General features: G+C 72.8%; 17 protein-coding genes and 2 pseudogenes. 12 read left to right on the top strand and 7 right to left on the bottom strand.

The annotated features are described in order from the left end of the window. Nucleotides 1-90 precede the first annotated feature (90 nt). The 4 genes from ACA514_RS04240 to ACA514_RS04225 all read left to right on the top strand — a co-directional run bounded on the left by ACA514_RS04240 (nucleotide 91) and on the right by ACA514_RS04225 (nucleotide 3,817). Nucleotides 91-699, top strand: a complete 609-nt coding sequence (locus ACA514_RS04240) for a TetR/AcrR family transcriptional regulator (RefSeq protein ID WP_375039644.1) — start codon at nucleotides 91-93, stop codon at nucleotides 697-699. Continuing rightward, nucleotides 696-2,249: a glycerol-3-phosphate dehydrogenase/oxidase gene (locus tag ACA514_RS04235; protein WP_375039643.1), complete on the top strand. Its 1,554-nt coding sequence runs from the start codon at nucleotides 696-698 to the stop codon at nucleotides 2,247-2,249. Before ACA514_RS04240 ends, ACA514_RS04235 begins: the two co-directional genes overlap by 4 nt. A gap of 183 nt (nucleotides 2,250-2,432) precedes the next feature. Next, on the top strand, nucleotides 2,433-3,335 hold the full coding sequence (locus ACA514_RS04230) for a sucrase ferredoxin (RefSeq protein WP_375039642.1): 903 nt from the start codon (nucleotides 2,433-2,435) through the stop codon (nucleotides 3,333-3,335). Between the two features lie 185 nt (nucleotides 3,336-3,520). Continuing rightward, on the top strand, nucleotides 3,521-3,817 hold the full coding sequence (locus ACA514_RS04225) for a WhiB family transcriptional regulator (protein WP_021600082.1): 297 nt from the start codon (nucleotides 3,521-3,523) through the stop codon (nucleotides 3,815-3,817). 216 nt (nucleotides 3,818-4,033) lie between these two features. On the opposite strand, the gene ACA514_RS04220 is transcribed toward ACA514_RS04225, so the two are convergent. From ACA514_RS04220 to ACA514_RS04210, 3 genes are all read right to left on the bottom strand, one after another. Then, nucleotides 4,034-4,744, bottom strand: a complete 711-nt coding sequence (locus tag ACA514_RS04220; protein WP_375039641.1) for a phosphoribosyltransferase — start codon at nucleotides 4,742-4,744, stop codon at nucleotides 4,034-4,036. Between the two features lie 69 nt (nucleotides 4,745-4,813). Beyond that, entirely contained in the window at nucleotides 4,814-5,845 is a 1,032-nt protein-coding gene (locus ACA514_RS04215) for a phosphotriesterase (protein ID WP_375039640.1), read from the bottom strand. A 55-nt stretch (nucleotides 5,846-5,900) separates the two neighbouring features. Continuing rightward, a complete protein-coding gene (locus ACA514_RS04210) occupies nucleotides 5,901-6,992 on the bottom strand; it encodes a YihY/virulence factor BrkB family protein (RefSeq protein WP_375039639.1) in 1,092 nt (363 codons plus the stop codon). A gap of 835 nt (nucleotides 6,993-7,827) precedes the next feature. On the opposite strand from ACA514_RS04210, the gene ACA514_RS04205 reads away from it, so the two are divergent. From ACA514_RS04205 to ACA514_RS04185, 5 genes are all read left to right on the top strand, one after another. After that, nucleotides 7,828-9,495 (top strand): nitrite/sulfite reductase, encoded by a 1,668-nt coding sequence (locus ACA514_RS04205; protein ID WP_375039638.1) that lies wholly within the window; start codon nucleotides 7,828-7,830, stop codon nucleotides 9,493-9,495. A gap of 13 nt (nucleotides 9,496-9,508) precedes the next feature. Further along, complete coding sequence (locus tag ACA514_RS04200; protein ID WP_375039637.1) at nucleotides 9,509-9,670, top strand: Insertion element protein; 162 nt, start codon at nucleotides 9,509-9,511, stop codon at nucleotides 9,668-9,670. Then, the gene (locus ACA514_RS04195; protein WP_375039636.1) at nucleotides 9,667-10,377 is read left to right on the top strand and encodes a phosphoadenylyl-sulfate reductase; all 711 of its coding nucleotides are present in this window, start codon (nucleotides 9,667-9,669) and stop codon (nucleotides 10,375-10,377) included. Before ACA514_RS04200 ends, ACA514_RS04195 begins: the two co-directional genes overlap by 4 nt. Before the next feature lie 11 nt (nucleotides 10,378-10,388). Beyond that, the gene (locus tag ACA514_RS04190; protein WP_375039837.1) at nucleotides 10,389-11,135 is read left to right on the top strand and encodes a sirohydrochlorin chelatase; all 747 of its coding nucleotides are present in this window, start codon (nucleotides 10,389-10,391) and stop codon (nucleotides 11,133-11,135) included. Nucleotides 11,136-11,218: 83 nt separating this feature from the next. Beyond that, complete coding sequence (locus ACA514_RS04185) at nucleotides 11,219-11,494, top strand: hypothetical protein (RefSeq protein ID WP_375039635.1); 276 nt, start codon at nucleotides 11,219-11,221, stop codon at nucleotides 11,492-11,494. Nucleotides 11,495-11,518: 24 nt separating this feature from the next. Here ACA514_RS04185 and ACA514_RS04180 read toward each other — a convergent pair whose 3' ends face one another. Continuing rightward, nucleotides 11,519-12,235 carry a DUF1707 domain-containing protein gene (locus tag ACA514_RS04180; protein WP_375039634.1) on the bottom strand — a complete coding sequence of 239 codons (717 nt, stop codon included), beginning with the start codon at nucleotides 12,233-12,235 and terminating at the stop codon, nucleotides 11,519-11,521. 191 nt (nucleotides 12,236-12,426) lie between these two features. Between ACA514_RS04180 and ACA514_RS04175 the strand changes: the two genes are divergently transcribed. Beyond that, a complete protein-coding gene (locus ACA514_RS04175; RefSeq protein WP_375039633.1) occupies nucleotides 12,427-14,052 on the top strand; it encodes an acyl-CoA dehydrogenase family protein in 1,626 nt (541 codons plus the stop codon). Between the two features lie 919 nt (nucleotides 14,053-14,971). Here ACA514_RS04175 and ACA514_RS04170 read toward each other — a convergent pair. The 3 genes and pseudogenes from ACA514_RS04170 to ACA514_RS04160 all read right to left on the bottom strand — a co-directional run bounded on the left by ACA514_RS04170 (nucleotide 14,972) and on the right by ACA514_RS04160 (nucleotide 17,661). After that, nucleotides 14,972-16,137 (bottom strand): annotated as a pseudogene (locus ACA514_RS04170) (IS3 family transposase). Between the two features lie 80 nt (nucleotides 16,138-16,217). Next, on the bottom strand, nucleotides 16,218-16,595 hold the full coding sequence (locus tag ACA514_RS04165; RefSeq protein ID WP_375039632.1) for a hypothetical protein: 378 nt from the start codon (nucleotides 16,593-16,595) through the stop codon (nucleotides 16,218-16,220). 409 nt (nucleotides 16,596-17,004) lie between these two features. After that, nucleotides 17,005-17,661, bottom strand: coding sequence for a TetR/AcrR family transcriptional regulator (locus tag ACA514_RS04160; protein ID WP_375039836.1), 657 nt, complete (start codon nucleotides 17,659-17,661; stop codon nucleotides 17,005-17,007). A gap of 97 nt (nucleotides 17,662-17,758) precedes the next feature. Between ACA514_RS04160 and ACA514_RS04155 the strand changes: the two genes are divergently transcribed. Beyond that, nucleotides 17,759-19,093 carry an MBL fold metallo-hydrolase gene (locus ACA514_RS04155; protein ID WP_375039631.1) on the top strand — a complete coding sequence of 445 codons (1,335 nt, stop codon included), beginning with the start codon at nucleotides 17,759-17,761 and terminating at the stop codon, nucleotides 19,091-19,093. A gap of 248 nt (nucleotides 19,094-19,341) precedes the next feature. Continuing rightward, a pseudogene (locus ACA514_RS04150) lies at nucleotides 19,342-19,503 on the top strand (IS5/IS1182 family transposase); the annotation flags it as partial. Nucleotides 19,504-19,507 lie beyond the last annotated feature (4 nt).

Genomic DNA, 19,507 nt, shown 5'->3' with positions numbered 1-19,507 from the left:
CGCGCGTCCGCCCCGTCCTGGTCGTCAAGGCGCCTCCCCTTCGGCGGGCCGCTCGCCGGCACCGCGTTGCCGTGCCTTACACTGTGACATATGACGTCGAATCGTCACAACAGGTCGGCGGCCCGGACCGCCGACGACGCCGTGCTGGACGCCGCCCGCGACTGCGTGCTGGCCGTCGGCGTGCGCCGCACCACGCTCACCGACATCGCCCGCCGCGCCGGGGTCTCCCGGATGACGCTGTACCGCCGCTGGCCGGACGTCCGCACGATCGTGGCCGACCTGATGACCCGCGAGTGGACCGCGATCGGCACCGCGATGCAGCCCCCCGACGACGGCCGCCCCGTCCGGCCCCGGCTGGTGGAGGGCCTGGTCGCCGGCGTGCGCACGTTCCGCGACCACCCGCTGCTCCGCAAGATCGTCGAGGTCGACCCGGAGGCGCTGCTGCCCTACCTGCTGGACCGCTGCGGCGCCAGCCAGCAGGCCTTCCTCGAGCTGTTCGAGGAGGCGCTGGCCGCCGGGCACGCCGACGGCACGGTCCGGGCCGGCCACCCGGGCCGGCAGGCCCGCGCGCTGCTGCTGGTCGTGCAGTCCTTCGGGCTGTCCGCGCAGATCGTCATCGACGAGACCGACCCCGAGCTCCCCGCCGACGCCTTCGACGCCGAACTCCGCCACATCCTGGACAGGATGCTCGCCCCGTGACCGCCGCCCCCGCCCCGCTCCGCTCGTCCCTCAACGCCGGCCGCCGCGAACGCGAACTCGCCGCCCTGCCCGGCGAGGTGGTGGACGTCCTGGTCGTCGGGCTCGGCGCGACCGGCGCCGGCGCCGCGCTGGACGCCGCGTCCCGGGGCCTGTCGGTCGCCGCGATCGACGCGCACGACCTGGCGTTCGGCACGTCCCGGTGGAGCTCCAAGCTGATCCACGGCGGGCTGCGCTACCTGGCGTCCGGGCAGCTGGACGTGGCGCACGAGAGCGCCGTCGAGCGCGGCGTGCTGATGTGCCGGACGGCGCCGCACCTGGTGCGGGCGCTGCCGTTCGTGCTGCCGCTGACGCCGCTGGTGCCGCGGTCGCGGGCGATGGTGTCGCGGGCGGGGCTGCTGGCCGGGGACGCGCTCCGGCTGGCCGCCCGCACGCCCCGCGCGGTGCTGCCCGGCCCGCGCCGGCTGTCGGCGGTGGAGACGCTGCGGCTCGCGCCCGCGCTGCGCCCCTACGGGCTGCGCGGCGGCCTGCTGTCCTGGGACGGGCAGCTCGCCGACGACGCGCGCCTGGTCACCGCCCTCGCCCGGACCGCCGCCGCGCACGGCGCCCGGATCCTGACCCGCTGCCGCGCGGTCGGGCTGACCGGCGACGGCGCGCTCGTCCGCGACGAGGTCACCGGCCGGGAGATCACCGTCCGGGCCCGCGCGGTGATCAACGCGGCCGGGGTCTGGGCCGGCGGGCTGGTGGACGGGGTGCGGCTGCGGCCGTCCCGGGGCACCCACCTGGTGCTGGGCGCGGAGTCGCTGCGCGGGCTGTCCGCCGGGATGCACGTCCCGATCCCGGGAGCGGGCAGCCGGTTCATGCTCGTGATCCCGCAGGGCGACGGCCGCGTCTACGTGGGGCTCACCGACGAGCCGGCGGACGGCCCGATCCCCGACGTGCCGGAGCCGACGCCCGGCGAGATCGGCTTCCTGCTGGACATCCTGGGCTCGGCGCTGGACGTGCCGGTCCGGCGCTCGGAGGTGCTCGGCGCGTTCGCCGGCCTCCGCCCGCTGCTCGACGCCGGCGACGGCGGCGCCACCGCCGACCTGTCCCGCCGGCACGCGGTGCTGACCTCGCCGGACGGCGTCGTCACGATCGTCGGCGGCAAGCTGACCACGTACCGGCGGATGGCGCAGGACGCCGTGGACGCCGCGGTCGCGGGCCGCGGCCTGCCCGCGGGCCCGAGCCGCACGGCCTCCCTGCCGCTGGTCGGCGCCGCCCCGCGCGACCGGCTGGACGCGCTGGACGCGCCGCGCCGCCTCGTCCAGCGCTACGGGACGGAGGCGCCGCTGCTGGCCGCGCTGGGGAAGGACGATCCGGCGCTGCTGGAGCCGGTCGTCCCGGGGCTGCCGGTGCTCGGGGCCGAACTGGCGTGGGGGGCGCTGCACGAGGGCGCCCTGGACGCCGGGGACCTGCTGGACCGGCGCACCCGCATCGGCCTGGTGCCCGCCGACCGCGCCGCCGCCCTGCCCGCCGCCGAGTCGCTGCTCCCCCGCACCGCGCTGCACTGACGCCCCGCAGCGGCCGCACAGGGGCTCCTCAGGGGTTGCTCAGGACGCACAGACGCGCCCGAACTGCCCCGATACATCCCGAATTACACTGGAGTCTCGGGGACCCCACTGGTTCGACCGGGGTAGCTTAGGTTACCCTTACCTAATCGGCAGAGATCGGAAGACCGGCTCGGGGGGACACACGTGACGCGCGGGAAGGCCTGCGGGCACTGCCCCGGCAGCCACACCGGCAAGCTGCCGTGCCTGGCGAGCGCGACCGCCAAGGCGCGGGCCTGGCTGCTGATCGAGCACCCGGGCCCCTGGCCCGAGCGGGTGGCCGATCTGACCGCTCCGGGACCGGTGGCCGAGGCGGTGCGGGCCGCGCCGGCGGCCGGCGTGCGGCCGCAGCTCATCCGGCGGCCGGGACGGCGCCGGGCGACCCCGCCGATCCAGGTCTACGCCGGGTTCTCGCATGGCCGCGACGCGTGGATCGAGGGGCGGGAGCTGGCCGATCCGCGCGAGCTGGCCGGGCTGGACCTGGCCGCGCTCGCCGCCGGCCGGTCGCCGGGGCTCGGCGAGCGCCTCGCCGAGCCGGTGCTGCTGGTCTGCACGCACGGGCGGCACAACGCCTGCTGCGCGCGCACGGGCGCGCCGCTGGCCCGGTCCCTGGCCCGACGTTTTGACCGTCTTGTCTGGGAAACCACCCATGTCGGCGGTGACCGTTTCGCAGCGAATCTGGTATGTCTTCCACACGGGCTCTACTACGGCGATCTCGACGAGGCCCAGGCCGTGGCCGCGATCGAGGGGTACCTGCGCGGCGAGGTCGTGCTCGACCGGCTGCGCGGGCGCGCCGGGCACCCGGAACCGGCGCAGGCCGCGGAGCATTTCGTCCGCGCGCACACTGGGAACCTCGAACTGGACACCGTGACCGTGGAGTCGGTCACCGGGACATCCCGCTACGAAACCCTCGTCACCGTCCAGGAGAGCCGTTACCGGGTCGTCCTGGAGGCCGTCGAGCCGCCCGCGTGCGGTCCGGGGTGCGCCGAGAACCTGAGAACCTACGCTGTTACGGAACTCACCCTTCTCAACGAGGCGGCCCTCGTGTAATCTCTCGGAGGCCCCATTCGAGGGTCTCCCTGTCGCACGGCCCCAGGTTTCCGGAGTAACCGGGCGGGGAACAGAGCGGCAACTCCAGACGTTGGAACATTCGGCGCTTCTGACTCATGTCACCCGAAGCACGTCGATGCGTCCATGTCCCGAAATTGTTCGAAACCAATCAAGGTGGGTGTTCCATGGCTCAGGTACGTCGGCAGGCAAACCTCCCTCGTCCCAGCTGGGGCTGGCAGGACGCCGCGGCGTGCCGGGGGGAAGACCTCGTGCTCTTCTTCGGCCCCGACGGCGAGCGCCAGCCCGAGCGAGAGATTCGCGAGCGCAAGGCCAAGCAGATCTGCATGGGCTGCCCGGTCCGTACGGAATGCCTGGACTACGCGGTGTCCCGGCCCGAGAAGTACGGCACGTGGGGCGGTCTGAACGAGGACGAGCGCGCCTCCGAGCGTCGCCGTCGCATGCGTCGCGCCAACGCAGCCTGACCGCCGCACGGCACGCCACAACGCTCCCAGCGCGCACCCCGGCACGCCACCGGTAAACGATTCGGCCCCGCCCAGCGGGGCCGTTTGCGTCCGCCCCGGGCCCGGCCTTCGACGGCCGGGCCCGGGGCGTTCGTCACATGTGCATCACATCTGTGTTGCGACGCCCCCGAATTGCCCGGTCGCTTTTACCGCACCGGACGCGTCCGCGTGGCTTTTTCACCGAGATTGGCGGGGCCCATTCCCGGCCCGCTCCAGCCACCCGGTCACGTCGCGGTCGGTGAGCTGACCGAAGTCGCGGTACCACTGGCCGACCGCGCGGAAGTCCGCGGGCGCGGCGGGCACCACCAGGTCGTCCACCTCGGCCGCCAGCGACCGCACGGTCTCCTCGGCGCCGACCGGCACCGCCAGCACCAGCCGGGACGGCCCGCGCCCGCGCCCGCGCAGGGCCCGTACGGCGGCGCGCGCGGTGCCTCCGGTGGCCAGGCCGTCGTCCACGACCACCACCGCCCTGCCTGCGACGTCCGGCAGGCTCCGGCCGCCGCGGTAGGCCGCCACGCGCCGGTCCAGTTCGGCGCGTTCGGCGCGCACCGTGGCGGCCATGTCGTCCTCGGTCAGCCCCAGCCGGTCCAGCAGCCCGCGGTCGAACACCGGCTCGCCGCCCTCGGCGATCGCGCCCACGCCGAGCTCCGGCTGCGGCGGGAACCCGATCTTGCGGGTCACCAGCACGTCCAGCGGGGACTCCAGGCGCCGCGCGATCTCATGGCCGACCGGGACGCCGCCCCTCGGCAGCGCGAGCACCACGGCGCCGTCCAGCCCCATCGGCGCGAGCCGCGCCGCGAGCACCCGGCCCGCCTCGGCGCGGTCGGCGTAGGGCAGCGCGACGGCCTCGTCCGGCGCGGCCGGCTGCTTCGTCCTGTGCCAAGACATTCGGCGCACCCCCTCCCGGGGTCGCGGAAGAACTCCCTGGGGGCCCTACCCGCCGGTGCGCACCGGGATTCAGCCGGCGGTGAGCCAGCGCAGCGGGTTGGCCCGCAGGATCGTGTCGAGGGTCGCCTCGTCGGCGCCCGCCGCCCGCAGCGCGGGCAGGAAGGTGCCGAACAGGTAGCCGTAGCCCGCGCCGCCGTACCGGACGATCTGCTCCATCCGCGAGACGCCGGTGCTCAGCAGCACCCGCTCGGCGTGCCCGGCCTCCAGCAGGTCCATGACGGCGCGCACCCGGGCGCCGACCGCCTCGTGGTCCTCCCCCGCCAGGCCGAGCGTGCCGAACGACACGTAGGCGCCGGTCTCGGCGATCTTGCGGTGCTGGCCGGGGTCGTCCACCCGGTCCTGCTGGCCGACCGCGACCCGGTCCGGGGCGAGCCCGGCGCTGGTGAGGATCTCCAGCTGGGCCACGCCGGCGCGGCCGTAGGTCGCCACCGACAGGCCCGAGTAGCGGGCGGCGCGGGCGGCGGCCCGCAGGCACAGCTCCTCGGCCTCGGTGGGCGCCTCCCCCCAGGTGCCGATCTCGCCGATCACGCCGGGCAGCGCGTTGGTGCCGTCCAGGCCGAAGCCGATCTCGGCGAGCAGCCGCTCGGCCAGCCGGTCGACGCCGGACTGCCCTTCGAACTCCTGCCGGGGCGCATGGGGGGCCGTCCCCCCGGAGCGACCCGGACCCGCGCCGGCCGCGAGGGCCTCGCGGACGAACGCGGGGTGGAACGGCTCGGTGAACACGCCGGTCCCGGCGACCACGGCGACCCGGGAGCCGGCGCTGATGCGGGCCAGCGCGGCGGCGTTGCGTCCCATGCCCGAGCAGGTCAGGTCGACCACGAGGCCGAGCCCGTGCTCCTTGCGCAGCGCGTTCAGCTCGCGCTGGACGCCCTTCTCCTCGTCCAGCCAGCGCGCCGGGTCCGAGTCGACCTGCTGGGGACGGGCGGGCCAGCGCAGGTCCATCTGCAGGTGCTCGTGGGAGAGCACCGGGCCGGTGATGTCGGACGTCGCGATCGTGCCGGTCACGGTCCGGAGCCGGCCGGTGTCCTCTCGGGGGGTCATGGGAAGCGAGGCTACGACATGTTTGGCCTTTTCAGAGCCGTAATCGTGGCAGTTTTTACCATTCGTCCCGGGCGTCGACGGAGGTCGCGCCCGGGCCGCCCCGCTCGCCGTCCCCGTCCTCGCCGTGCTCCTCGGGGTGGGCCCGCGCCTCCTGCACGGCGCGCGCCCGCGCGGTGCCGGCGCTCGGCCACAGCCGGTCGATCTCGGCGTTCAGCGTCGCGCCGATCAGCACCGCGAGCGCCGCCACGTACAGCCAGGCCAGCACGGCGATCGCGGCGGCCAGCGAGCCGTACACCGACACCCCGCTCAGCGACCCGCTCAGGTAGATCCGCAGGAACAGGCTGCCGACGACCCAGATCACCAGCGCCAGCAGCGCGCCGGGCACCTCGCGCCACCAGGCCGTCCGCACCGGGACGCTCTGGTGGTAGAGCAGCGCCAGCGACAGCACCGACAGGCCCACCAGGACCGGCCAGTACAGCACCTGGACGAGCGTGGCGCTCTCCGGCACCGCCTGTCGCGCCAGTGTGGGCCCGGCGACCAGCAGCGGGACGATGACCAGCCCCGCGATCAGCGCGAGGACGTAGAGGACGAACGCGCGCGTGCGGGTGCGGATGACGCCGCGGATGCCGGACAGCCCGTAGGCGATCGTGATCGTGTCGATGCAGACGTTGACCGCCCGCGAGCCGGCCCACAGCGACAGCACGAAGCTGATCGACACGATGTCGGGGCTGCCGCCGCGGATCACGTCGTCGAGCAGCGGGACGACGACCGTCTTCACCGCGTTGTCGGTCAGCACGGTCTGGGCGTTCTCGATCACCCGGCCGCGGATGTCGGCGATCGTCTCCGGGCCGATCACGCCGCGGAAGTGGCCCATGGTGCCGATCAGCCCGAGGGCCAGCGGCGGCAGCGACAGCAGCGCGAAGAACGCGATCTCGGCCGAGAGCCCGGTCACCCGGTACCGGAACGCCCCGACGGCCGTCCCCCGGACCAGCCGCCAGCCGACCGGGCCGCCGGACCGCGCCAGCACGCCCAGCGCCGCGCAGAACGCCCTGCAGGCGCGGCAGGCGGCCGCGCGGACCCGCGCGGCCGCGGCACGGACGCGCGCGGCCGAGCCCGCGGCGAGGCGCGCGGCGTGGTCAGGACGCACGAGAGCGGTATGCCCAAGATCGGGAGCCGCATGGTTCCCGGCCGCGCCGGCGGCGGAGTCCTCCGCCGGAGAGTCTGTCGGGGAGTCGCCTGCGGCGTCCGAGACGGTGGTCACAGCGCCCCACCGTAAAGCGTGGGCCGCCCGGAAGATTCCGCATCGCCCATTTCCGTGGTCCGCTCCGCGCGTCGCGCGCCGGTCCCCTCCGCCGCTCGCTCCGCGGTCCGGGCGCCCGCGGGCGCGGGCTCCGGGCCGCCTGCCGATCCCCCGCTCATACCCGTTTCGACGGCACCGGCGGCCGTACCGCCCGAGATCGTTATGGCGGTGCGCGAGCATCGATGCGCATCGGTGACAATAGGAGGGTGATATGCCAGTCCTGCCGCGAACGCCACCACGGGGAGTGCCGTGGCGGGTCGTGGTGCGACTGCCAGCACAAGGCCGCCCCCGCGACGCCGTCGGAGCCGTCGAGGCCGTCCGGGCCCGCCCCCGGGAGCCGCTCGCCGGACGGGCAGGGCGCGACGCAGGGCGCGGAGCCTCGGGTGAACTGGAAGCGGCAGGGATGACACTTCTCACTCGCCCACATTCCGGACGTCACTGGACAGCCCGCGAGATGCCGTGTCAGAGTTTGGGCATGACTGCTGCGGACCCGCTGCTGGCCAAGCGCCGGCACGTCGACTTCCTCCGCGTCCGCAGCGCGATCTGTCGCTGACGCCCCAGACCACGCCCCCTTGCTCAGCCGGGCGCGTGGTGCATCGGCGTCACCTTTGACTCCATCCTGCTCAGCGTCGAGCCGGCTGCCTCAGAGCGCCGCTGCGCTACGCGTCCCTCACGACCACAGATGAGGACGCGAGCCGTGCCACCCGCGATCAAGCGCAAGAAGGGCGAGGGCCAGTGGGCCCTCGGCTACCGGGAACCGCTCAACAAGAACGAGGAGAACAAGAAGAACGACGACGGGCTCAACGTCCGCCGCCGGATCATCGACGTCTACTCCAAGACCGGTTTCGACTCCATCGACCCCGCCGACCTGCGCGGCCGGTTCCGGTGGATGGGCCTGTACACCCAGCGCAAGCCGGGCATCGACGGCGGCAAGACGGGCGCCCTCGAGGACGAGGAGCTCGAGGACAAGTACTTCATGATGCGGGTGCGCATCGACGGCGGCCAGCTCAGCGGGCCGCAGCTGCGCACCATCGCCGACATCTCCACCCGGTACGCGCGCGGCACCGCCGACATCACCGACCGGCAGAACGTCCAGCTGCACTGGGTGCGCATCGAGGACGTCCCGGCGATCTGGGAGGCGCTGGAGGCGGTCGGGCTGCACACCACGGAGGCGTGCGGGGACGTGCCGCGCGTCATCATCGGCTGCCCGCTGGCCGGGATCGCGGCGGACGAGGTCATCGACGCGACGCCGCAGCTGCGCGAGATCCACGACCGCTACATCGGCTCGCCGGAGTTCTCCAACCTGCCCCGCAAGTTCAAGACGGCGCTGTCGGGCTGCACCGCGCACTGCACCGTCCACGAGATCAACGACATCGCGTTCGTCGGGGTCGTGAACGAGGCGGGCGAGACCGGCTACCAAGTGTTCGTCGGCGGCGGGCTGTCCACCAACCCGATGTTCGCGCAGAGCCTCGGGGTGTTCGTGAAGCCGGAGCAGGCCAGCGCGGTCTGGCACGGCGTCACCTCGATCTTCCGCGACTACGGGTACCGGCGGCTGCGCAGCCGCGCCCGGCTGAAGTTCCTGATGAAGGACTGGGGCGCGGAGAGGTTCCGCGAGGTCCTGGAGAAGGACTACCTCGGCTACGCGCTGCCGGACGGCCCCGAGCCGGCCGCGGCGCGCGCCCAGCGCGACCACGTCGGGATCCACCCGCAGCAGGACGGGAACTTCTACGTGGGGTTCGCGCCGCGGGTGGGCCGCGTGAACGGCGAGATGCTCGGCGCCATCGGCGCGCTGGCCGACCGGTACGGCTCGGGCCGGGTCCGCACGACCATCGAGCAGAAGATGGTCATCCTGGACGTCCCGGAGGAGAACACCGAGGCGCTCGCCGAGGAGCTGGCCAAGCACGACCTGCAGGTCCGGCCGTCGACGTTCCGGCGGCAGACGATGGCCTGCACCGGCATCGAGTACTGCAAGCTCGCGATCGTCGAGACCAAGCAGCGCGCGATGGACCTGATGGACGAGCTGGAGAAGCGCCTGCCGGACTTCGACCAGCCGCTGACGATCAACGTCAACGGCTGCCCGAACGCCTGCGCCCGCATCCAGGTCGCCGACATCGGGCTGAAGGGCCAGCTGGTCGTGGACGAGAACGGCGACCAGGTGGAGGGCTTCCAGATCCACATCGGCGGGCAGCTCGGCGCCTCGTTCGGCAAGAAGGTCCGCGGCCTGAAGACCACGTCGGCCGGGCTGACCGACTACGTCGAGCGGGTCGTCCGCAGGTTCGACGAGCAGCGCGCCGACGGCGAGACGTTCGCCGCCTGGGCGCAGCGCGCCGACGAAGCCGACCTCAAGTAACGGGCAGACCGGAATGAGCGAACGTGCCGCGCCGTTCTACTGCCCGTACTGCGGTGAAGAGAAGCTCGAGCCCCTCGAGGGCCACGGGGCGTGGTTCTGCCCGGACTGCGCCCGCTCCTTCCAGCTGACGTTCCTGGGTGTCGGACCCGCCCACGAGACCAAGGAGTCCCGATGACCCTGCTGGAGACCGACAGACCGACGCTCGACCTCGAGGACATCGTCGAATCGGCCGCCGAGGCGCTGGAGGGCGCGCCCACCCTGGAGGTCATCCGGTGGGCCGTCGCCACCTTCGGCGACCGCATCTGCCTCACCTCGTCCATGTCCGACGCCGCGCTGATCCACCTGGTGTCGAAGGTGAAGCCGGGCATCGACGTGCTGTTCGTCGACACCGGCTACCACTTCGCCGAGACGATCGGCACCCGCGACGCGGTCGAGGCCGTGTACCCGGTGAACGTCATCAACGTGACGCCGTCCCGCACCGTCGAGGAGCAGGAGGCCGCGCTCGGCCCCCGCCTCTACGGCCGCAACCCCGACCTGTGCTGCCACCTGCGCAAGGTGGAGCCGCTCGGCCGGGCGCTGGAGGGCTACATGGCCTGGTTCAGCGGGATCCGCCGGGACGAGACCGCCAGCCGCCGCAACCGCCGCGTCGTCGAGTGGGACCGCAAGCGGGGCATGGTCAAGGTGAACCCGATCCTCGACTGGTCGCAGGAGGAGATGGACGGCTACATCGAGGACAACGGGGTCATCATCAACCCGCTGCACTACGATGACTACCCCTCGATCGGCTGCGAGCCGTGCACCCGTCCCGTCGCCCCCGGCCAGGACCCGCGCAGCGGCCGCTGGGCCGGCCTGGGCAAGACCGAGTGCGGCATCCACCTGTGAGCGCCGTCCCGATGGTCGCGGTGGCGCACGGGAGCAGGGACCCCCGTGCCGCCGCGACCGTCACCGAGCTGCTGGCGGCCGTCCGGGGGCTGCGTCCCGGGCTGCCCGTCCAGGCCTCGTTCCTCGACCACGCGCCGCCCGCCCCCGACCGGGCGCTGGACGCGCTGGCCGGGGACGGCGCGGACGAGGCGGTCGTGCTGCCGCTGCTGCTGACGGCCGCCTACCACAGCAAGACCGACCTTCCGGGCGTGCTGAACCGGGTGCGGGCGCGGTGGCCCCGGCTGGCGCTGCGGACCGCCGCGACGCTGGGCCCGCATCCGCTGCTGACCGGCGCGCTGGAGCGCCGCCTGGCGGAGGCGGGCGTGGAGGCGGGCGACCCCGGCACCGCCGTGGTGCTGGTCGCGGCCGGGTCGTCGGATCCCTCCGCCAACGCGACCATCTGGCGGCTGGCGCGCGAGTGGCGCTCGCGCGGGTGGCGCGGCGTCGTTCCGGCGTTCGCGTCGGCGTCCCGCCCGACGCCCGCCGAGGCGGTCGCGGCGCTGCGCGACGCGGGCGCGCCCCGCGTGGCGGTGGCGTCGTACTTCCTGGCGCCCGGCTACTTCGCGGACAAGGTGCGCGCCGAGTCGCTCGCCGCCGGCGCCTCGGCGGTCGCGCCGGTGCTCGGCGCGGCGCCCGAGGTCGCCGAGCTGGTCGTCCGCCGCTACGACGAGGCTCTGGCCGTCCGCTCGGCCGAGGGCCGGACCGCCACCGCCGTCTGAGCCGCGGCGGGCCCCGGCGCGCGCTTGACACGGACGGCGGTCTCCCACGTTCGGCGCGTCCGGCTCCGGGTATGCGGCCCCGCATGGACGAGCGTGAGGATGCAGGACACGAGCCCGAGACGACGCACGACCGCGGCTTCGCGCCGGTGAACCAGGGGTCGGACGCGCGGGGCCGCACGGTTCAGGGCACCCCCGTCCCGGCGAGCGTGCCGGGAGAGGAGCCTGCGGAGCGGGACGCCCGCCAGGAGGACGCGATCAGCGGCACCGGCACGCCCGGCGTCCGCTCCGGCCACCCCGACGCGCTGCCCCCGGACGAGGCGGGCGTCCGCGAGGCGGAGCGCACCGACGATTCCCGCTGAACCGATCCCGCCCGCGGCCGGCGGTCAGGACCGCCGGTCGCGCCACCAGGACGCGACGGCCCCGCGGATCGGGGCGTGATGCTCGTCGTCCACGATCTTGACGTCGCCCATGAAGGCGTTCGCGGTGACCCGGACGACGGGCATGCGCTCGCCCGGGCAGGGCTCGCGCACCTGCACGCGGCGGTCGCCGAGGAAGGCGTGGCCCATCAGCTCGACGGCCACCCCGTCCGGAACGATGATCTTCACGTCGCCCATCACGGCGGTGGCCGCGATGTGCACCTCGCCGGTGGGGACCTGCGCGCCGCGCAGGTCGAGCTCGACGTCGCCCATCACCGACACGGCCTCCAGCGGGCCGTCGATGCGGCCGACGATGCGCTCCTTGCAGTCCCCCATGACGGCGCTGAACCGCCGCTTGACCTGCAGCGGCGCGAGATTGGCGCCGGGCGCGCCCATGCCGGGCAGGTCGGCGGTGATGTGCTCGAGATCGGTGCGGGTGACGGCCGCGTAGGCGGCCTCCGTGCGCTCGGTGAGCTCCTCGAAGGTCAGCCGCCCCTCCACCGAGGCCACCCGCAGCCGCTCGACCACGGTCTCGCGCTCGGCGTCGGAGGCCCGGACCGCGCCGGGCACGGCGGTCGTCCCGGAGGGATCGACACCGGGCCGCGCGGGGTGCAGGTCCTGTCGCCGCTGCCGCGGAGGGCTCGGACGCGAGGGCCGCCCCTGCTGCGGACTGGACTGACTCATGGTCTCGAAGTTATGCCCCCGGGCCGCATGGACAATCCGCCGCGCGGACGAGATCGTCCCACCCCTTCAGGAGGATGCCCCGCCCGGCCCCGGCAGGGCATGATCAATCTTTCAACTACCCCGAACCCGGTTCGGTATGCTGCGTCCGGGGGCGTCCCCGCCCCGTCCCTCCGCAGCACAGGAGCAGCGCAGTGACCCACGAGGTGTTCAACCAGGTCCCCCCGCTCACCGGGCACGACCTGGCCGACGACCCCGCCCTCCTCGACGGGCTGGAGCGCGAGGGCGCCGGCTGGGCCGCCGCGGACGTGCACGAGCTGGGCCGCCTGGCGGGCACCGAGCGCGCCCAGGAATGGGGACGCCTCGCCAACGAGAACCCGCCCGTCCTGCGCACCCACGACCGCTACGGGCACCGCATCGACGAGGTCGAGTTCCACCCGGCGTGGCACGAGCTGATGACCGTCGCGGTCACGCACGGCCTGCACGGCGCCCCCTGGGCCGACCCCCGCGAAGGCGCGCACGTCGCGCGCGCCGCCAAGTTCTACACCTGGCGCGTGGACGCCGGGCACGGCTGCCCGATCTCCATGACGTACGCCGCCGTCCCCGCCCTGCGCCAGTCCCCCGAACTGGCCGCGCAGTACGAGCCGCTGCTCGCCAGGCCCGAGTACGACTTCGGGCTGCGCGCACCGCTCACCAAGAACGCGCTGCTCGCCGGCATGTCCATGACCGAGAAGCAGGGCGGCTCCGACGTCCGCGCCAACACCACGCAGGCCGCACCCCAGCCGGACGGCACGTACCGGCTCGTCGGCCACAAGTGGTTCACCAGCGCCCCGATGTGCGACGTGTTCCTCACCCTCGCCCAGGCGCCGGACGGCCTGACCTGCTTCCTCGTCCCCCGCGTACTGCCCGACGGCACGCTCAACCCGCTCCGGCTGATGCGGCTGAAGGACAAGCTCGGCAACAAGTCCAACGCCTCGTCCGAGGTCGAGTACGAGAACGCGGTCGCGTACCGGGTCGGCGACGAGGGACGCGGCGTCCGCACCATCATCGAGATGGTCAACATGACCCGGCTCGACTGCGTGATCGGCGCGGCGGCGGGCATGCGCCAGGGCGTCACGACCGCCGTGCACCACGCCGCGCACCGCAAGGCGTTCGGCGAGTACCTCATCGACCAGCCGCTGATGCGCAATGTCCTGGCCGACCTCGCGATCGAGTCGGAGGCGGCGACCGTCCTGATGACGCGGCTCGCCGGCGCCACGGACCGCTCGGTGCGCGGCGACGCGTCCGAGGCCGCGTTCAAGCGGCTCGGCCTCGCGGTCGGCAAGTACTGGGTCTGCAAGCGCTGGCCGGCGCACGCCGCCGAGTCCCTCGAATGCCTGGGCGGCAACGGCTACGTCGAGGAGTCCGGCATGCCGCGCCTCTTCCGCGAGTCCCCCCTGAACTCCATCTGGGAGGGCTCCGGCAACGTGGCCGCACTCGATCTCCTGCGTGCAACCCTAGGCCAGCCGCAGACGTTGGAGGCGTTCTTCGACGAAGTCGGGCTCGCTCGCGGAGCCGACCCACGCCTCGACGCCGCCATCAAGGACGCCAAGGAGAGCTTCGCCGACACCGCCACGATCGAGTACCGCGCCCGCCACGTCGCCGAGCGTCTAGCACTCGTCCTGCAGGCATCGTTGCTGGTCAGGCACGGTCACCCGGCCGTCGCCGACGCCTTCTGCGCCACCCGCCTCGCCGGCGACTGGGGCGCCGCCTTCGGCACCCTCCCGCCCGGCTTGGACCTCGCCCCGATCATCGACCGCGCCACCCCGAAACTCGGCTGAGCCTCCACTCAACATCAGCGCTCCAGGCCAGCCAAGCCCCGCACGAGCCCGACCACGACCGATCCGACCAAGATCATCCGCTAACGAATCGGCTAGTGGACAGCCGCCGCCTTTAACTAATGGCGTCCAGAGCAACCCAGTGCCACTCGATATGCAGCAGGTCACCGGGGGCCTTTGGCGTTCGCAACGGATAATGCTGTGGCGGCTGACCTGCTCTCCTCGGCGATGATGGCCGACCCGGCGCTGGCCCCGCCGCTGGTCCAGTACGCGTTCCTCAGCCTGCAGTGTGGACCAGACGGGGTACAGTGCGGCCACGAGGACCGTGACGTCCGAGACGCCGGAGGAAGACGGCTATCTCCACCGCACTCGAGGTTTGTCATTTAACAGACCACGACCCGGCGTGACGCGACCCGTGACCGGCTACATCAAGCCAGCGCCAGCCTCCAAACCCTTCCCCAAAAAAGCCTCGACCCCGCGATCACCATTACCTAGGGATACTTTCGTCGCCGCCTGGCGGTCAGTTTTCACCCGTCGTCGACACGGCTCGGTGTCACGGGACCATCCCCGCGTGCGCGGGGAGCAGACCCTCCCGTCCGCGTCCACCTACATCTGCCGGGGACCATCCCCGCTTGCGCGGGGAGCAGAGCGAGCGGTGGTTCTTCGGCGGCCCAGGGTGGGGACCATCCCCGCGCGGGGGTGGTCCCGCCGTGCACGCCGTGCACACCACGGGGACCGTGTGCTCCCCGCGCACGCGGGGGTGGTCCCGGGAGGGGCCGGGTGTCATCGGATTTGTTGGGGTGCTCCCCGCGCACGCGGGGGTTGTCCCCACGGCGACTCCCGGTACGGCGCGTACTGAGCCGTACCGGGTTCGGTGAAGCCTGATGTGTCCCGAGATCCGTGGTGTCGGGATACCGGAATCTCATGCGAGCAGTTGGGCTGAGTGAAGTCTTTCGTACTCGACTGGGCTGAGCATCCCCAGGGCGCTGTGGCGGCGTCGGCGGTTGTGGAAGATCTCCAGGTACTCGAAGATCGCGTTGGCGAGCTCGATCCGGGTGCGCCAGCGCTGCCGGTTGAGGAGCTCGACCTGCATCCGGCCCCAGAACGACTCGATCACCGCGTTATCGAAGCAGTCTCCGATCGAACCCATCGAGGCGACCAGGCCGGAGTCCTTGGCGCGCTCGGTGAAGGCCCAGGAGGTGAACTGAACCCCGTGATCGGAGTGGATCATGGTGCCGGGTGCGGGTCGGCGGTTCTGGATGGCCATGCCGAGCGCGTTGGTGACCAGCGTCGCGGTCTGCGCGGAGTCGATCGACCAGCCGACCACCTTGCGGGAGAAGGCGTCCAGCACCACGCAGCAGTACACCTTGCCCTCCCGGGTGGGATGCTCGGTGATATCGGTAACCCACAGCTCATCGGGCTCGCTGCGAGCGAACTGGCGATCCACCAGGTCGGCCGCGGTCGGCGTCTGGTGGATCAGGCGCCGCCGCCGGCTGCCGGGAAGACCACGCAGGCCGGCGCGGCGCATCAACATCTCCACTGCTCCGTGCCCGACGGCGATGCCCAGGCCGAGGGTGAGCTCGGCGTGCACGCGCTTGCCGCCGTAGGTGCCGCGGGAGTCGGCGTGCACGCGGCGGATCTGCTCGGTGAGCCAGGCGTGCCGGATCGCCCGCGGTGACGGCGGGCGCTTGCGCCACATGTGAAACCCCGACTCCGACACGCCCAGCACCCGGCAGCACACCTTGATCGGCAGCCCCTCGCCGGCCATCACCGCGATCGCTTCGAACCGTCTTTTGGGGGCACCGCCTGCTTCACCAACTCGATCGCCCGCCGCGTCACTGCCAGCTCGTCCTCCAACTGCGCGATCCGGCGCCGGGCCGCCACCAGCTCGGCCTGGTCGGCCGAGGTCAGCCCCGGCTCCAGACCGGCATCGATGCGGTCCTGACGGAGCCATACGTAGATGGTCTGGCTCGGCATCTGCAGGTCCGCGGCCACCTGCCGGACCGGCCGTCCGGCCCTGACCAGGTCCAGCACCCTGCGACGGAACTCGGGGGGGATAGCTCCTGGGCATCCTGCGTCTCTCCTCATGATCAAAGACATGAGGATTCCAGTAAGCCGACCCCACCGAACACGGGGCACATCAAGGACTTCACCGAACCCGGTACGGCTCAGGTGGCGGTCATCGCCATGACGGGGAAGTCCCAGCCCCACGCCGTCGGCCACTGCCAGTTCTCGAAGACGTCCAGGAGCGTCGTCTCCATCACCGGGGCGTCGATCAGGGGCGAGGCGGGCACCATGCCGAGCGCGCACAGTATGGCCGGATGGTCGTCGCGCCGCAGATAGGGTTCGGTCGCGATCGCCGTGTAACGCCCGTCGATCTGGTGCGGGCGGGCCAGGCGCTCCTGGACGTCCTGCCACCGCGCGTCGCGCGGGGATCCGGTCCGCTCGCGCCAGCGTTGCGCGATCTCCAGGCCCCACCACCAGTAGGCCAGCTCGAACGTGGGGTCCTCGGTGGTGCGCGCGTCGTAGAACTCCTGCGCGGGCACGAGCGGCGCGGGCAGGTGGTGAACGCCCGGAGCGTTCCTCGGTGAAGTCCGCCATGAACCGCGCGGTCTCCTGCACCAGGTCGCCGAACTTCTCCAGCAGCGGTTCCCGGTCTTGGTCGCCGACGGCGCGGTAGAGCAGTTCCAGCAGGTACAGCGGGTGGGGCTGCTGCCAGATGAGCAGCGGCCCGATGTCCGCCGGGCTCTCCCGGCCGTCCGGTCCGGAGCTCTTGGGCCAGCGGACTCCCCCGTATCCCTGCCGGCGGGCGGTCTCCCGTGCGACGTCGATCCTGGAGAGGTACCAGTCCATGCTCCGCAGGAGGAGGTGCGGGCGGCCCCTCCGAGCCCGCCGCCCTGGTCGCCTATGCGAGTCGGGGTCCCCGGCCGACCCGTGCGCAGCGGCCGCTGAGACTCAGCGGTCCCCGCCGGAGGGGGGCACCGTCACGGCCCGGGCGAACAGCTCGGCGTGGGCGGTCATCCGGCGGCGCGCGTCGCCCCGCTGCCCGGCGGTGGCCTCGCCGTGCAACCCCATGAGCCGGGCGTGCGCGATCGGCGCCAGCAGGGCATAGGCGAGGTCCTCCGGCGAGCCGAGGTCGTCGCGGATCCGCCCCTCCTCGATCCAGCGGGCGAACACTCCGGCGAGGCCGCGGAGCGCCCCATCGATGCCCTCCTTGAGCCCGTCGTCGTGGATCAGTCCGTCCCGCACCGCGAGGCCGATGGCCTGCCGAGCCCGCGGGGTGTCCCAGGCGGTGACGACCCGGTCGGTGAACGCGCGGATGAACTCCGCCGGGCCTGCCCCGGCCGGCGTCTCCTCCAGCGCGACCACCGCCACCAAGGGCCCGGCCACGCGCATCGCCGCCTCATGGATCGCCTTCTTGCTCGGGAAGTGGGCGTACAAGGCGCTCTCGCTCAGCCCGACCTCCCGCGCGATGGCCCTGATCGAGGTGCCCGCGAAGCCGTTCTGCGCGAATAGCCGGAGCGCGGCGTCGACGAGTGCCGCCTTGGTGTCGCCCGCCTCGGACTTCGCCGGACGCCCCGGCCCCCGTCGGGGCCGGTCGTTGGTGGTCATGCTCACGTTCACATCCAATCACCGATCACCACCCTTGAAAATAATCGATCGATCGATTAGTTTACGACGGGCTTCCGGAGCACGAGGAGTGATCGAGATGTCCCAGCCACCCATCCCGGCCCGCGAGATCGCCGAGCGGCCCGACGGCTACCAGGGCCCGAACCTGTCTCCCAGGGGGCTCACACTGGCGCCGCACCGCCTCGCCGACGGCGTGTACGCCCTGATGGCGACCCTCCCGCCGAAGGACAACAACGGCCTCGTCGCCGGCCGCGACGCCGCTCTCATCGTCGACGCCGGGATCACGCCCGAGGTGTCCACGCGCATCCGGGCCCTCGCCGGCGGGCTCACCGACCGGCCGCCGCGCTACCTGGCCAACACGACGTACCACGGTGACCACACGTTCGGGAACATGGGCTTTCCCGAGGACGTCGTCATCGTCTCGTCGCGGCTCAACAAGGAGAACATGACCGACCTGGACTACGAGAAGAAGGTCCGGTCGGGGAACATGCACGGCGACGAGGGGCTGCTCGACACGGTGACCCGCTGGCGCACCCCAGACGTGGTCTTCGACTCGTTCGCCGAGATCGACCTCGGCGGCCGCACCGTCCAGCTCTGGCACTTCGGCCCGGGCAACGGCCCCGGCGACACGATCGTGTACATCCCCGACACGCGCACCGCCTGGACGGGGAACTTCCTCGGCCACGCGGGCGTCGCCCACATGCTCATGCAGGGCGGCCCCGAGCCGTATGTGGGCTCACTGCGCCGGATGAGGGAGGCGCTACCCGAGCTGCGCACCATCGTGCCGGGCCACGGGCCGATGGGCGACGGCCCGGCCGCCATCGACGCGCTCGTCGCGTACCTCGAACGCCTGCACGACGAGGTCGCCGCGTCCGTGGAGGCGGGACGTACGCTCGCCGAGACCGAGGCCGCCTGCACCGACCCGTGGGCCGACGATCTCGATCCCGCCCTGGCGGCGGCCATAGCCGCCTACGACGTTCCGCCTGAGCTCGCCCGGCGCGGAATGCTGGAGCTGTGCCGCCACCTGCACCGGCTCAACGTCCTGAGCACCTACCGCCTCTACGAGGCAGGCCCTGCGGAGTCAAAGAGGTCGCGGAGGCGGCGGACTCCCTGGTCAGCCCACCCCACCCCGCCGCGGCCGGCCGGTGTCGGCGAAGTCCGTGATCAGCTTCGTGAGCTCGGCGGACCGCTCGGCGACCATCGCGTGGCCCGCGCCCTCGACGCGTACGACGCGCAGCGCGGGGTTGGCCCGCGCCGCCTCGGCCAGGCGCCGAGCAACCACCGCAATCCCCCGATCTCATGCATCATGGCCGACCCGGTTCACCGGACCGTGACCAAACTCGCCTTGTTCACACCTCCTGCCACCGTGGGCACCGCACCCGCCAACGCAGGGGCGCTTCGCAGTCAGCCCTAATCGCCCTTCGGAGCTTGCTCGAGCCGTGTACCGCGACGAGTGGCACGCACAGTTCCGAGGGGCCCCGTTGCAGAAATGCACCGGGCCACCCGGCGAGCGGAGGGCCGATGTCCACGGGCCGGTAGGTCGGCCAGAACGCCGCCCACGACCGCAGGTGCGCCGGGACCCGGCCGCGTTCGACCACGGCGCGGTGCATGTGCGGGAACGATCGTCACCACCGCCGCCTAACGCCGCTACCGCGGCGCTGAGTGGTGGAGCGCACGTTCGGCTGGCTGATGTTGTACCGCCGCCTGGCACGCGACTACGACGCCTTGCCGACCCGATCCGAAGCCATGGTCCACGTCGCAATGATCGACCTGATGAGCCGCCGTCTCACCGGCGGGGCCACTGTCTGCTGGCGGGGCACTTGACACC

Source organism: Actinomadura sp. NTSP31, assembly GCF_041951385.1.
Taxonomy (GTDB): Bacteria; Actinomycetota; Actinomycetes; order Streptosporangiales; family Streptosporangiaceae; genus Spirillospora; species Spirillospora napierensis.
This window is presented reverse-complemented; position numbering and strand designations above follow the sequence as displayed.

Excerpts from the sequence above, each read along its gene's own strand:
- ACA514_RS04200 (WP_375039637.1), top strand. The coding sequence starts at position 9,509 with ATGAGCGAACGTGCCGCGCCGTTCTACTGCCCGTACTGCGGTGAAGAG.
- ACA514_RS04225 (WP_021600082.1), top strand. The coding sequence starts at position 3,521 with ATGGCTCAGGTACGTCGGCAGGCAAACCTCCCTCGTCCCAGCTGGGGC.
- ACA514_RS04185 (WP_375039635.1), top strand. The coding sequence starts at position 11,219 with ATGGACGAGCGTGAGGATGCAGGACACGAGCCCGAGACGACGCACGAC.
- ACA514_RS04195 (WP_375039636.1), top strand. The coding sequence starts at position 9,667 with ATGACCCTGCTGGAGACCGACAGACCGACGCTCGACCTCGAGGACATC.
- ACA514_RS04220 (WP_375039641.1), bottom strand. The coding sequence starts at position 4,744 with ATGTCTTGGCACAGGACGAAGCAGCCGGCCGCGCCGGACGAGGCCGTC.
- ACA514_RS04160 (WP_375039836.1), bottom strand. The coding sequence starts at position 17,661 with ATGACCACCAACGACCGGCCCCGACGGGGGCCGGGGCGTCCGGCGAAG.
- ACA514_RS04205 (WP_375039638.1), top strand. The coding sequence starts at position 7,828 with ATGAGGACGCGAGCCGTGCCACCCGCGATCAAGCGCAAGAAGGGCGAG.
- ACA514_RS04180 (WP_375039634.1), bottom strand. The coding sequence starts at position 12,235 with ATGAGTCAGTCCAGTCCGCAGCAGGGGCGGCCCTCGCGTCCGAGCCCT.
- ACA514_RS04190 (WP_375039837.1), top strand. The coding sequence starts at position 10,389 with ATGGTCGCGGTGGCGCACGGGAGCAGGGACCCCCGTGCCGCCGCGACC.
- ACA514_RS04215 (WP_375039640.1), bottom strand. The coding sequence starts at position 5,845 with ATGACCCCCCGAGAGGACACCGGCCGGCTCCGGACCGTGACCGGCACG.
- ACA514_RS04155 (WP_375039631.1), top strand. The coding sequence starts at position 17,759 with ATGTCCCAGCCACCCATCCCGGCCCGCGAGATCGCCGAGCGGCCCGAC.
- ACA514_RS04240 (WP_375039644.1), top strand. The coding sequence starts at position 91 with ATGACGTCGAATCGTCACAACAGGTCGGCGGCCCGGACCGCCGACGAC.